A 12,852-nucleotide genomic window follows, 5' to 3' on the forward strand; every position below is an offset into this window, starting at 1 on the left:
AACCGACGCAAAGTGGCTGATACATAACTTATGCTGCTGTCTGTAAGCATGAGCTTTGGCTAAGCGCACCCAAGGTTCTAGCAGCAAGTATCGATCGAGTTCGACTCTGTGTTATCCTCAGAGGCAATAAAAGGAAAAGACCTGCAAATCAATCCGTGTTTACTTCGTCCCAATGGATCATCTATCTCAATTTTTATAGACTCCATATAATTACCCTGATACCCCAGAATTGCAAGAAATACCCGCACAACTAGGTTTGACAACTTGCGAAGTTCAAGAGCTACATCCACTCCACCAAATCCTTCATGAACAATCTTGTCTCTTATTTTTATGAACTCTAATTTTGGAAATAAGTCTTCATATGGCACACTATAAGTCTTAAACATTTCCTCGATGCTAGTTCGTAAATCTCCTATCTGATTGTATGAACCGCTAGCAAAAGACTTTTCAACTTTAAGCTGAAAAATATTATATTTTTTAACATCATCTTGGTTATCAATACCTTGCGGGAACTCCGATACAAGCTTTAAAATCTCCTCTCTGATTTGTTGGTAAATCTTCGTAGGAAGAAGCCCCTTACTAGCATTGCTCGAATGTTTTTTGTTTAAGGATTCTAAAACGGTACATAAAAGTAAGAAATTAACTTCAGCCATAGGGCTAACAAATGTATCCATGTACCAGGTTAAGGCTAAACCTACACCTTTATCGCTGAAGGTTTCCAATGTCAATTTTTTAGCACACTGCTGAATGAATAGATATAAATCAGGTGATTGTATAACAGCTACTCCCCTTGCTTCATTACGTAGTTCTCTCCCTGACCAGTATTCACTTTTTATCTGAAAATGCTCATACCTCACAGCCTCTATCCTATAGATTTGAGCGACGCAATGCCCCGATGCAAGTGAAAGAAGAGAGATGAGCCAAGCAGAATAAGTCTCATAGGAATCTTGTTCATTTTCACGAATATTTTTGAGTGTCATCTCTGCGCTTAAGATACCACTTTTATTTCTGCTTTCTCTAGTTGAAACGGACTCAATACACATTTCAGCTTCAAGGTTTCCAATTTTAGCGGACAAATTGTGTATAACTTCTATATTTGCAAGACCATACACAATTTCTTGGGTTCCTCCCTCTTCTAAGGAATCTAAATTGTAATCAATGTCCAAGTCCCTAAGTCTAACTTGAGATTTACCCTCTTGCTCCATATTTTCAGAGTGGTCAAGCCCAAGCGTGACTTGAAAGTTGGCATCAGCAATAATCGCCTTTATTTTCCATCCCTCAACAGTTTGGCCTTCAATCTCGTAATCACCCTCATATGCTTGTTGAACCATCTCTCTTTCAAGTCCATCGAGTTCCCAGAATTGCAGAATATCTGGTTGCTCTTTTGTCTCACCTTTCAACTGATAAATGGGAGCCGATTCATAAAATCTTTTTTCATTAATGTGTTGATTTACTAGCGAGTTAATTTCTAGCCAAATATTGCCGTTTACATAGCAATATATATTAGCGTCCTTAATTTCTATGGACTGAGTATCTTCTTCGTGAAACTTCTTAAATAACCCTGAAAAAGTAAACTGCTTCTTAAGTTCCATACTGGGATCTCTAGAGAGGAAATAATCCTGTTTAAATTATGAGGTTGATTCAGCAGGTTGTCTGCTTCAATACCACACAGCCTAACAATTCAAATGCAGCATAGCACAAATTAAGAAAAAGCGCTTCGATGTATTGCTGCTGGATGCAATCATGCCATATCTAGATGGATATGAAGTGACGGCACAAGTGCGTCAGAATCAGAAGTTATCTTTTATGCCTATTGTGCTGATGACAGATTGCGATACTCCCAGCTTAGTTTATAGGCTAGATTGTACTGCTCGAACCACTACCGCCCATCGCTAAGGCATCAGAAAAAGCAGCAGTCACCCGAGAAAGTAGCGAATCTCAACTCCGCGATCGCCTCAACAAACAAGCTCTCAAAAATGCCATTTTATTGTAGCGCGATCGGCCATATTTCTACTGGCAAATAAACAGAGGCAGATATTGCTGTCTTGCGTCAGGTGTTGAGTGGAAGCGATCGCCAAATTGCCACTAAAAAACATAATAGTCAGAACCCCGACTTCTTGAAGAAGTCGGGGTTCTGACCGTGAAAAGGTTTAGATCGAGTTCTAGTTTAGTTTGCGGGAGCCAGGGAAACTAACAGAGTGATGTTGTCAACGCCGATGACATAAACCGTGTCTCCAGGTGTTAGGGTGATTTGGCCATCGCAGCGTGCGGGCCACCAGCTACCTTGGAAGCGGACGCGACCTGTTTGATTCGGGTAAATCGATTCATCAACGACTGCTTCTTCGTTGAAGTAGTGAAAATTGGTGTTGATGTAGTTATCCATTAAGAGATTGTTTTCTGTGCTGTAGGTGTGAGTAGAAAAAATAGAACCGAAAGCTTTTACTACGTTAAACATTTTGTTGACTCCTTTTGTGTTAAAATATATCGAAGTTTAATCGCCTATTTTGTGCTTTGAAAAGTAGCATTTCCTGGTTGAAATTGATTACCAGGTTGTTCATGCTCTGATTTAGTCGGCGGGTGCGAGGGAAACTAACAAAGTGATGTTGTCAACGCCGATGACATAAACCGTGTCTCCAGGTGTGAGGGTGATTTGGCGATCGCACCGTGCGGGCCACCAGCTACCTTGAAAGCGGACGCGACCTGTTTGATTCGGGTAAATCGATTCATCAACGACTGCTTCTTCGTTGAAGTAGTTAAAATTGGTGTTGACGTAATTTTTGATGAGCATATTGTTAGCTCCGCTGTATCCTTGGGTAGAGAAAATCGAGCCGAAAGCTTTTACTACGTTGAACATGATATTTACTCCTGTTGTTTTCAAATATATGGATGTGTAATTGTCTGTTTATGCTATTTGAGAGGCTGCATTTCCTCGGTTGAGATTGATTGATTGCCTTGATATTTCATTGTTCTTGCCTTCCGTGGTTTTATCAGGATAAAAGGCGAAGAATTTTTGAAATGTTGAGGGGATTTGAGAAGCGGTTGGGGGGAGTATAAATCCAGTAATTCCGAGGTATTGAATTAAGGATTTCATGGTTGAGCAGTGGGTGGGATTGGCCTCAAGGGTAGATGTTGTTAGCTACATTAGAGATTGACTGATTCCGCATTACTGCTGCTGTGAAAATGTTTTATTTTTGGGTTAAATTTTTGGGTTGAATTTTTTGATTGGGTTGTGACTCACTTGCTTTACATTTACTAATTTGCCAGGAGTCGAATATCTTTGGTGCGATCGCCAGTCCACTTTCCGAGTCTGGTACTGGCACAGGACAGTTATGAAGCAGCAACTAACGATTTTTCAATGGTTTCAGCGGAGACATCTGGCTTGTAGCTGTGCCAATTTAGCAAATTGGACTACCGCGAACGGTAAATTATGAACTTACGCAGTCTCGATCGCCCAATCCGGAATATCCATAAATATCTAGTCCGTAACTTACGCACCAAACCCCTAAAAACCCGGTTTCTGACACCCTGTGCGCCATTAGGGGCCCGTAAGCGGATCTATGATATAAGCAAGTAAACCTGGCAACTCACCCACCCTCCCCATGCGATATTGATTTGTACCTACCTATTTAGGCATAGAAAATAGGCGATCGAGATTGACGCAGATATCAGCAGGCCGTAGGAGTTTTTGATCGAGGCAGCTCGATCGCACCCTGTTATTCAATTATTGAACAGGTCGAACTTAAAATCCATTCATAAATTCAGAATCTTAAATTCATAAAAGTCATAATTATAGACAACCTGCTTGATACTGCATAATTGTTACAGGAACTTTGAATAAAGTTTTAGCTAATTGAGACAAACCGAACTTGAATTTAAGCGACTGCGGCAATTCTTGTAGGGAAACTTCTACGAAGCCAAAGCGGGTATAAAATGATGCGAGCCGCTTTCCCAAACATTCTAAATATAGCGGTTCTGTAGCTTGTTGAATTAAAAATTTTGTGAGGTAGCTTCCCAAACCTCGATCGCGCCAATCTTTCGCCACCACCAAACTGCCTAATTCTTGCGCGCCCGCAAAGTTCCGCAACTGCCCGCAAGCTGCCAATTCCCCACCGCATTCGATGACCCAGAATTGCTCCCAGCGCAACTGAGTTGGATCGAGTCGGGCGCTCCAAACTAACTTTCTAATTGATTTGATATCTTGAGCTGAGGCTGGGCGGATGGCGCATTCAGACGGTAATGAACAAGAATTATCACTCATTTGTATTGTACTTTTAAACTAAACCAGCGATTCGTGACTATTTATTATACCCAGTCATGGATGCAAAAACCCGGTTTTTTAAACAAGAATTACGCACTCCCATGCCTAGAAACTGAGTTTTTTTAGCGGTGGAGTGCATACGCCGTACTCGCATCTAACGCTTCCAAAAAAAAATTAAAACTTTCTATTCTCTCTCTCTTACCTTCTCTTTCTCTGCGTCCTCTGCGGTCAATCAAAAAAATCTCATTCACCAAGCCAATAAAATTGTAAGATTAACTGTCGATCGCCTCCCACAACACCTCCGCACCAAACCTTACCGCATCGGTACAAGGCAATCCCGTTTCTGCTTGAACTTCAGCTATTGCTAACAGCGCATCTGCCTCATTTAAGTGATGAGTGTTGAGGGCGATCGCGCTCACTTTCCCCCCTGAAAAAGCACCCGCCGCTGCGGCTACCAATTCGTACAGTTCGACCACTTTTGATAACTTAGGAATCGATACGTGCGGGTGATTGCGAATGCTAGTTTGTCCGGCTCGGTGGGCTAAAATTAAGTGAGTTGGCTGCGAACCCCGCAACAGCGGCAGAGTCGCCGTCGAACCCGGATGCAATAACGAACCTTGCCCTTCTACGTGCAGAATATCGCATTCAGAACCCAATTTAATCACCATTTGTTCGACAGCACCAGCGGCGAAATCAACTCGCACTGCATCCAAAGGAATGCCTTCATTTCCGATCATTAAACCCGTTTGTCCGGTTGCCAAAAATTTGGAACGCAAACCCCGCTGCAAGCAAATGCGGTTGAGTTCTAAACTGGTTGACATTTTGCCGACGCTCATATCTGTGCCGACGGTTAATACGCGGCGACAACTTAATTTAGCAGAAGCAGCAGAGGCGATCGCACCCACAGATTTCGGTTCCTGGCGCACGTCCCAAATCCATTGAGTTTCGGTTAAAGGAACTGTTATCAAAGGTGCAAGTTTCGCGTGCAAACCGTTGACAACTGACAAACCTGCTGCTACCGCTTGATTAATTTCTGGCAGCCATTCCGCAGGCAAAACACCGCCGGAAGGAGCGATACCAATTAGCAGAATATCCGGCCCCAATTGCAAGGCTTCTGCAACGGAAGCAACTATCGGTACCTGTTGAGGAATGCCAGTTAATTCAGGTAAAGATTGTCCGGCACATTGGCGGTCTATTACTGCTACAATTTGTGCTTCGCTGTAGCGCAAAAATGCTAAGCCTGTTTTGCCGGAACGGCCGAGAATACCCTCGTGGAACAATATAGCAACTTTGCCATTTTTGATGGGATAGTTTTTAGTCATTGGTTTATTGTAAGTAAATGAAACTTGAAAATACATCAGCCCGGGAGGCAGTGAGTGAATCTGTAGCTTTCGCGAGCCGAAGGAAAACAATTGCAAAGGTTATGATAGCTTGATATTCTGTTACATGGTAAAGTTTATTTGCGCCAACCTACTTACTTCTATTCTCCAATCTCAACTCGCCGCACTCCCAATCCCGATCGCTCGTTTGGCAGCAAACACCCATTTTCGACGATCGCACCGGTGAAAGGATCGTCTAATAAATTTAAGTGACTGTCCAAATCCAAATAGTCAGCTAGCGGTGAAAGTTGTGCTGCTGCTGTATTTGCGATCGCGCTATCTGAATAGCAGCCGAACATTACTTGCAAGTTGCAGGCTTTTGCTGTGTGAATCATCCGCATTGCTTCGGTCAATCCGCCTGACTTCATCATTTTGATATTGATGCCGTGGACGCAGTGCGCTAACTTGGGTATATCGGAACTATTAAAGCAACTTTCATCAGCAAAAATTGGCAGCGGCGATTGACGGTACAGTTCTGAGAATTCCTCCATATCGGCGACGGGTGAAAGCGGCTGTTCGACATAATTTATCTTATATTTTTCTAGCCAGTGACACATCTCGGCAGCATCTTTTAAACTCCAACCGCCGTTAGCATCAACACTAATTTTAAGGTTAGCTGGTGCTTCGTCAAGCACTGCTATTAACATAGCTTTGTCGGCTTCGATTCCTGCGGGATTTCCTAATTTGACCTTGACGGCGCGGTATTTGATACCTGCTAGATCTTTGCCAAACCAATCGCGCACTCTTTCTCTTGCACCAGAGGGCGAATTAATGCCGATTGTGACCGAGGTAGGGACGATGCGCGATCTATCTAATCCCCACATTTTCCACAGTGGCAAGCCTGCTTTTTTGCCCAGCCAGTCGTGCATTGCCATGTCGATGCCGGCGCGGGCGGCTGAGGGTAAGTTGACCTCTGTTAATACTTGTTCGATTTTTTGGCGATCGAACGGAGTAAACTTTTCTAGCAGCGGTGCAACTTCCTGCAATGCGGCTAGCAGAATTTCGGTAGTTTGGGGCCGAGAACCTGTGGAAAAGGGCGATGCTTCTCCCCAGCCTTCGATGCCTTCGTGTGCTAATTTTACCCATAAATTGGTACTTTGGGCTGTTGTACCGCGGCTGATGGTAAGGGCAAACCGCTTGCGGACAGTGAAAGTTTCAATTTGAACGTGCATTGTCAGTGATTGGTGATTTTTTGTAGAGAAAAACCCGAGGTGGCGGATTGCACCGCTCTTGCGATTTGTAAATTTTTACTTTATAGTTTGATTTTGCTTGTTCTAGTTTATCAAAAAATTGATGAAATTCCTGATTTCTGTTTCGCCGAAGAGAGTTGCTTTCTCTCTCAGCATTTGGGTGCTCTTCTTTGCTATTGCTGGTTGCATCGTACAAGTTCTCCGCTACGGTTTTAACTATCAACAACGCTGGATTAGTTTGTTTAACTTAGACAGAGAAATAAATTATCCTTCGTGGTACTCGTCATTTACTTTGCTGTTTTGCGCGATTTTGCTAGGTATTATTGCTAGTGCTAAGAAGAAGCAGGGCGATCGCTATTTTGGACACTGGAAAGCGCTGGGGTTCATCTTTGTATTTTTTTCGTTAGATGAAATCTTGAGTTTGCACGAAATATTAATTATTAACGACTTGCGAAAGGCACTGGATTTAGGGGGACTTTTTTACTTCATTTGGGTAATTCCGGGGGCGATTTTTGTTGTGGTTACTGGGCTGGCTTATCTCAAGTTTCTCCGGCACCTACCCCGGAAAACAAGGGATTTATTTTTACTGGCAGGCAGTATATATGTCGGTGGAGCACTTGGCATGGAAATGGTTTGTGGCTATTATGCAGATGCGGTAGGTCAGCGAAATTTGATCTACGGTTTGATGGCTTCTGTTGAAGAAATTTTGGAAATGGTAGGGGTGATCGTATTTATCTATGCCCTGCTGTCTTACATCGGTTCCCATCTTGAAACTATTGATTTGCGGTTGAAGATAGTGAATAATCCAGAGAGGTAAAACTGACGAGCAACCAACATTCTTAACGAAATTGAAATCGCAGACTTTATGCCTATCTACTTCTACACCACTGGCAGCGAATACGGCTGTTTTTCTAGTTTTTCCAGTCATGGCTTTGAGTTAGACGGAGAATATTGGGCAACTACCGAACATTATTTTCAAGCACAAAAGTTTCCCAAAACGGCTCATGGCGACCAAATTCGCCAAGCAAAAACGCCGAAAGATGCCGCAAAAATGGGGCGCGATCGCTCTTGTCCCCTCCGCAAAGATTGGGAACAAGTCAAAGATGATATCATGAGAAAAGCCGTACTCCGCAAATTTGAAACTCATGCCGAAATTAGAGAAATTTTACTAGCTACTGGCGATGAGGAAATAGTCGAAAATTCCCCTCTTGATTACTATTGGGGTTGCGGTAAAGATGGCAGCGGCAAAAATATGTTGGGACAGATTTTAATGGAAGTAAGGGAGATATTGCGAAAAGGCACGTCAGAGTAAAAAATAATTTAAATTTTCCATCATAAAGCAGGACTTGTTTAATAGTAAGTCCTGCAAAGCTCTAAGCGAGCATTTTCCCAATTTTATTAAACACGCTGACTCAAAAATCCGCCTGACAAACTGTCGAATTTTGTGCCAATCTCCTCAGGCTGTTCTGGTAGAGGGTTTAGCCTCTCCGAGAAGACTGCAAAGCAGGGGAAACGGTAAAAACCCTGCACCACTTTTTGATTTCCACAACTACTGTCAACCCGAATTAACTTTTATCGTCGCAAGTACAGCATTTGTTCGCCAGTCGCCTCCCGGACACCGTTCTCCTTAGGTTGGCGATTCACAGGTCAAATAGCAAAACTCCTGTTCTGGTTAAAGTTTGTTTTTTATTGATGCTGTATCTTTCTATTGTCTACGATTTATGGAAAGTGTTAGCTATTGTACAGAATTCTTTACATTTGCGATTTATTCGGATACAATCGCGCCACTCTGTCGCAGTTGCTGTTGAATTCTGTTAAATTCTTTCTGTTCTGCGCTTAGCAAAGTATTGTCGATCGGCGATCGCATATCCCACTGCAATTCGGACAATAACAACAAACAGCCAGTCATAATTATTCCTGTGGTTAGATATTGCCAAGGTGCAACAAAAGTTAATAGAGGGATGCTAAATAAATGAGTTAGTCCAATCAGGAGAAAAGTGCGCGATCGCAAACCGAGTCCCGTCAACAAATAGCCGATCGCGCTCAACCCCAACCACAAATCGCAAAGGTGCAGCAACAAACTTCCCCAACCGGCAAAAATACTGCAATCCGTCAGAACCAAACCAGTTATCATCAAAATCGCCCAAGAGTAAAGAATCCAGCTAACTCGCTCGACTCTTACCCAAAACAAAGTCAAAACGGCCATTGCCGCAGTGCAAACTAAAGTCAAACTTGACCAGAGAATCGCCTGAAAGCTCCAACTGATAGGAAAAAACTGAGCCGTAAAAAAAATCCCAGCCGTCACCAAACCCCAAAGCAGAAAAGTTTGGTCGATGCGAGTATAAAATCCTGAGAAAAGAGTAATATTTCCAATTTGCCAGCGGAGTTGCAACAGGCCTGCGCGGTCTTGTACGTCGAGATGTTCCTGTTTGCAGCGGATTAGGGGTTCGGAGGCGTTGAAAAAGGTCATCCAGTGTTGGGGAAAGTATGAAGTTTTGTGTATTGTAACAAGTCTTAAGGAATATTTTTCAGATTTTATCTTGTTCTCCAGCTCAGCCTGGGGACGTAGATTGGGAGGCTCTGCCTCGTGTTTTTCTCCGCAACCGACGAGGCTGAAGGCTGCGTTAAACTTAAACTAACGCAGCCTTGAGGTTTGAGTTCAAGCAAGTCTCCAATTCTTATCTTTTGGAGAATAAATGAAGGCAACATTCACAAGAATTGAGCCATCTTTTTGGCCTGTAGAGTAAATTTGCCACGTACCTGTGGGAACCTGCCGCAGATACGGTTTATTTTTCCTTAGCCGATCGTAGATTGAGCTTTTTGAGCGTTGTACTAATTCGGCGGCACGTTCAACTGTGCAGCCCATTTCCACCGAAACTGCGATCGGCTGGGTGAACAGATTGAGCTGTTCGCTGTTATAATTAGTCATGAGAAATCCTCGGTCTATATAGACCATAAACAACATGAGAGTCCTACTGGTTGCACCCAGTGGCTCCCGAAAACTGATAAGCAATTGAGAGCGTCTCTAGTACCACCTAGGGGCGCTTGTTTGCTTGTTAAAGGCAGTCTAACACTGCTTCAAAAAATATACAACAAAAAGAACGTATATTTTTAAAACCTATGGTAAATTAGACGTATAAATTCTAAAAGCCTTGTCTAACAAGCATTTTCTCCTTCCCTGCTCTGCCTGGGGACGCTGATCCGGAGGCTCTGCCTCCTGTTTTCCTCCGCAACCGACGAGGCAGAGCCTCTAGATATCGGTTCCCAGGCACAGCCGGGGAACCAGTTAAACCCAATAGATATTATGAAAAATACATTTATCTCTCGATTTACTCCTAGCTTGATGTCACCAGAAACCCTGGAAGCTATCTTAGTACAGCGTCACGCACTGGCAGAACATTTAGTAGAGCTAATTCGGGTGAGCGCGCTAACAGATAACAAGCATTTTCAACTACTAATTGGACCGCGCGGCATTGGCAAAACGCACTTGGTTTCCCTGATTTATCATCGCGTTGTTAAGATGGAAGATTTGCGGGATAAATTGCTAATTGTATGGCTGCAGGAAGAGGAATGGGGGATTGCGTCTTTTTTGGATTTATTGCGGGGAATATTCCGGGCACTTGCTAAAGAATATAAGCCAGAATATGAAGCTGAGTTACATGATGATGTTGAAAAGCTTTATGATTTGTCGCCCGAGCAAGCTGAATTTAAGGCCGCAGAATTGCTGAGAGACTTTGTTGGCAAGCGGGTGCTGTTGTTGATTGTCGAAAATTTAGAGGACGTGTTTAGCGGCTTGGGGGATTTCGGGCAGAAGCAGTTGAGGGCGTATATTCAAAATTATTCATTTTTGACAATTTTGGCCACATCACAAAGTTTGTTTGATGGAGTCAAGCACTCTAATAATCCTTTTTATGATTTTTTTGATTTACTTGAATTAGATGAGTTTAAGCTCGATGAGGCTGTAGCTTTATTAAATCATATTGCCCAGTTAGAAGGGAATAGTGATTTAGCATCTTTTATTCAAAGTCCAACAGGGCGGGATCGCATTAAAGTTGTGCATTACCTTTCTGGTGGCAGTCCTCGCGTCTATATTGTTTTTTCGGCTTTTCTGATGACTCCTGAATCGCTCGATAAATTGGTAGAACCGTTCATGGAAATGCTGGACAGCCTCACGCCCTACTATCAGGATAGGATGAAATATCTTTCAAATCAGCAGCGAAAGATTGTTGACTTTTTGTGCGATCGAGGTGGTGCTGCACCAGTCAAAGAAATTGCTAAACGCTGTTTTATTGAGCAGCGAACTGTATCTAGCCAACTTAAAGATTTGCGAGATAAGGGTTATGTCAAAACTGAGGAGATAGGACGGGAATCGTGGTATGAATTGCGGGAACCATTGATGCGTTTTTGTCTGGAGGTAAAGAAGCAGCGAAATCAACCAATTCGATTAATTGTGGATTTTATTCGGGTTTGGTATACGCGGAAAGAATTGCAGCAGCGATTGGGATTGAGGATGGCGGATGTTGATTTGGCGGAGAAAGAATGTCATTTTATGTATCGGCAAGGTTTGAAACCGATTCCACCTGATGCTGTGATGGAACGAGAATATTATACGCGGGCGCTTGAGGCTATTGAGAGAAATGAGGAAGACCCGCGTCTGAAGGCTTATTTTGATGAAATTAAATATTGTATCAAAAATAAAGATGATGTTTCGGCTTTAGAATATGCGGAAAAATTGGTAACAAGTCGCGGCGAGGCAAAGGATTGGTCGGTAAAGGGATACTGCTTAAATAGGCGGGAATGGTACGATGAAGCTTTGAAATGTTTAGATAAAGCTATTGAAATAGATTCCAATTATAAAATCGCTTGGCATCTACGAGGCGATGCACTCTACAACCTCGAACGCTATGATGAAGCCTTAGTATCCTTAGATAAGGTGATCGAACTTGATGCCAGTTATCCCCGGGCTTGGGGTAATCGAGGCACTGTACTCAACAACCTCACACGCTATGATGAAGCCTTAGTATCCTTTGATAGGGCGATCGAACTTGATGCCAATTATCAGTCGGCTTGGGCTTTACGAGGCGGTGTGCTCTACTACCTCAAACGCTATGAAGAAGCCTTAGTATCCTTTGATCGGGCGATCGAACTTGATGCCAGTTATCCCCAGGCTTGGGCTTTACGAGGCGTTGTGCTCTACAACCTCAAACGCTATGAAGAAGCCTTAGTATCCTTTGATCGGGCGATCGAGCTTGACGACAATTATCAGTGGGCTTGGGCTGTAAGAGGCATTTTACTCAACAGCCTCAAACGCTACGATGAAGCTTTAGTATCCTTTGATCGGGCGATCGAACTTGGCGAAAATGATCGAGATGTTTGGGTTTTACGAGCCATTGTACTCAAGAACCTCAAACGCTACGAGGAAGTTTTAGTATCCTTTGATCCGGCGATCGAACTTGGAGATCAATATTCATTTGTCTTCTTTGATCGAGCCATTGCCATTCTCGGATTAAATCGCTGGGATGAAGGTATCCCCGCCTTAGACGACGCATTCCAACGCCTCGAACCCGACAATGAAGCTGATGCAGAGGATACCAATTTAATTATCAGCAACCTATTCGCCAGCACGCACGATGCAGCGATATGGAAAAATCGCATCGCCAGCCTGATTGCAGTTTACGAAAATTACAAATATTCCTCCATCTTAGGACAAGGAATTGTGCGAAGCATCCCCGCCCTAATGTCAGAAATGGTCAGCGACAAAACCGCACGCACTTGGTTAGAATTGTGGCGAGAACTAACCAGCAACTACGAAGAACAATTCAAAATTCCCATCCGCCTGCTGGATGCGGCTGTCCGCTATAAGGAAACCAAGGGCGACAGACGAGTTTTGCTAGAACTTGCCATAGAAGCACGCAATTTATTAGAACCATTGGTGTCAACAAAACCCGAATAAGTAAAACAGGACTTACGCACTCCGACAAAGAAACCGGGTTTTTTACCTAATCTTCGAGTACAAACGAAGTAT

The 12,852-nt window shown here is 43.3% G+C and carries 12 protein-coding genes; 4 read left to right on the forward strand and 8 right to left on the reverse strand.

What is annotated here, in order from left to right; translation table 11 throughout:
• Nucleotides 1-77: 77 nt before the first annotated feature.
• Nucleotides 78-1,592 carry a hypothetical protein gene (locus QUB14_RS14845; protein ID WP_333217756.1) on the reverse strand — a complete coding sequence of 505 codons (1,515 nt, stop codon included), beginning with the start codon at nucleotides 1,590-1,592 and terminating at the stop codon, nucleotides 78-80.
• A gap of 109 nt (nucleotides 1,593-1,701) precedes the next feature.
• Between QUB14_RS14845 and QUB14_RS28755 the strand changes: the two genes are divergently transcribed.
• On the forward strand, nucleotides 1,702-1,896 hold the full coding sequence (locus tag QUB14_RS28755; RefSeq protein WP_445251845.1) for a response regulator: 195 nt from the start codon (nucleotides 1,702-1,704) through the stop codon (nucleotides 1,894-1,896).
• A 271-nt stretch (nucleotides 1,897-2,167) separates the two neighbouring features.
• Here QUB14_RS28755 and QUB14_RS14850 read toward each other — a convergent pair whose 3' ends face one another.
• From QUB14_RS14850 to QUB14_RS14870, 5 genes are all read right to left on the reverse strand, one after another.
• Nucleotides 2,168-2,455, reverse strand: coding sequence for an NfeD family protein (locus QUB14_RS14850; protein ID WP_190660239.1), 288 nt, complete (start codon nucleotides 2,453-2,455; stop codon nucleotides 2,168-2,170).
• Between the two features lie 111 nt (nucleotides 2,456-2,566).
• Nucleotides 2,567-2,854 (reverse strand): NfeD family protein, encoded by a 288-nt coding sequence (locus tag QUB14_RS14855; protein WP_333035279.1) that lies wholly within the window; start codon nucleotides 2,852-2,854, stop codon nucleotides 2,567-2,569.
• A 933-nt stretch (nucleotides 2,855-3,787) separates the two neighbouring features.
• Entirely contained in the window at nucleotides 3,788-4,258 is a 471-nt protein-coding gene (locus tag QUB14_RS14860; RefSeq protein ID WP_333217757.1) for a GNAT family N-acetyltransferase, read from the reverse strand.
• 272 nt (nucleotides 4,259-4,530) lie between these two features.
• The gene (locus QUB14_RS14865) at nucleotides 4,531-5,580 is read right to left on the reverse strand and encodes a DUF1611 domain-containing protein (protein WP_333217758.1); all 1,050 of its coding nucleotides are present in this window, start codon (nucleotides 5,578-5,580) and stop codon (nucleotides 4,531-4,533) included.
• Between the two features lie 158 nt (nucleotides 5,581-5,738).
• Nucleotides 5,739-6,809: a dipeptide epimerase gene (locus tag QUB14_RS14870; RefSeq protein WP_333217759.1), complete on the reverse strand. Its 1,071-nt coding sequence runs from the start codon at nucleotides 6,807-6,809 to the stop codon at nucleotides 5,739-5,741.
• 121 nt (nucleotides 6,810-6,930) lie between these two features.
• Between QUB14_RS14870 and QUB14_RS14875 the strand changes: the two genes are divergently transcribed.
• Nucleotides 6,931-7,644 (forward strand): hypothetical protein, encoded by a 714-nt coding sequence (locus QUB14_RS14875; protein ID WP_333217760.1) that lies wholly within the window; start codon nucleotides 6,931-6,933, stop codon nucleotides 7,642-7,644.
• A gap of 48 nt (nucleotides 7,645-7,692) precedes the next feature.
• Nucleotides 7,693-8,139, forward strand: coding sequence for an NADAR family protein (locus QUB14_RS14880; RefSeq protein WP_333217761.1), 447 nt, complete (start codon nucleotides 7,693-7,695; stop codon nucleotides 8,137-8,139).
• Between the two features lie 453 nt (nucleotides 8,140-8,592).
• Here the strand turns inward: QUB14_RS14880 and QUB14_RS14885 are convergent, their stop codons facing one another.
• A complete protein-coding gene (locus tag QUB14_RS14885) occupies nucleotides 8,593-9,297 on the reverse strand; it encodes a hypothetical protein (RefSeq protein ID WP_333217762.1) in 705 nt (234 codons plus the stop codon).
• Between the two features lie 189 nt (nucleotides 9,298-9,486).
• The gene (locus QUB14_RS14890) at nucleotides 9,487-9,756 is read right to left on the reverse strand and encodes a hypothetical protein (protein ID WP_138921021.1); all 270 of its coding nucleotides are present in this window, start codon (nucleotides 9,754-9,756) and stop codon (nucleotides 9,487-9,489) included.
• Between the two features lie 375 nt (nucleotides 9,757-10,131).
• Between QUB14_RS14890 and QUB14_RS14895 the strand changes: the two genes are divergently transcribed.
• Nucleotides 10,132-12,780, forward strand: a complete 2,649-nt coding sequence (locus QUB14_RS14895; protein ID WP_333217763.1) for a tetratricopeptide repeat protein — start codon at nucleotides 10,132-10,134, stop codon at nucleotides 12,778-12,780.
• The last annotated feature ends 72 nt before the right edge of the window (nucleotides 12,781-12,852 follow it).

The organism is Microcoleus sp. B3-D2 (assembly GCF_036705345.1).
Lineage (GTDB): Bacteria > Cyanobacteriota > Cyanobacteriia > Cyanobacteriales > Microcoleaceae > Microcoleus.

Excerpts from the sequence above, each read along its gene's own strand:
- QUB14_RS14845 (WP_333217756.1), bottom strand. The coding sequence starts at position 1,592 with ATGGAACTTAAGAAGCAGTTTACTTTTTCAGGGTTATTTAAGAAGTTT.
- QUB14_RS14850 (WP_190660239.1), bottom strand. The coding sequence starts at position 2,455 with ATGTTTAACGTAGTAAAAGCTTTCGGTTCTATTTTTTCTACTCACACC.
- QUB14_RS14855 (WP_333035279.1), bottom strand. The coding sequence starts at position 2,854 with ATGTTCAACGTAGTAAAAGCTTTCGGCTCGATTTTCTCTACCCAAGGA.
- QUB14_RS14860 (WP_333217757.1), bottom strand. The coding sequence starts at position 4,258 with ATGAGTGATAATTCTTGTTCATTACCGTCTGAATGCGCCATCCGCCCA.
- QUB14_RS14865 (WP_333217758.1), bottom strand. The coding sequence starts at position 5,580 with ATGACTAAAAACTATCCCATCAAAAATGGCAAAGTTGCTATATTGTTC.
- QUB14_RS14870 (WP_333217759.1), bottom strand. The coding sequence starts at position 6,809 with ATGCACGTTCAAATTGAAACTTTCACTGTCCGCAAGCGGTTTGCCCTT.
- QUB14_RS14875 (WP_333217760.1), top strand. The coding sequence starts at position 6,931 with ATGAAATTCCTGATTTCTGTTTCGCCGAAGAGAGTTGCTTTCTCTCTC.
- QUB14_RS14880 (WP_333217761.1), top strand. The coding sequence starts at position 7,693 with ATGCCTATCTACTTCTACACCACTGGCAGCGAATACGGCTGTTTTTCT.
- QUB14_RS14885 (WP_333217762.1), bottom strand. The coding sequence starts at position 9,297 with ATGACCTTTTTCAACGCCTCCGAACCCCTAATCCGCTGCAAACAGGAA.
- QUB14_RS14890 (WP_138921021.1), bottom strand. The coding sequence starts at position 9,756 with ATGACTAATTATAACAGCGAACAGCTCAATCTGTTCACCCAGCCGATC.
- QUB14_RS14895 (WP_333217763.1), top strand. The coding sequence starts at position 10,132 with ATGAAAAATACATTTATCTCTCGATTTACTCCTAGCTTGATGTCACCA.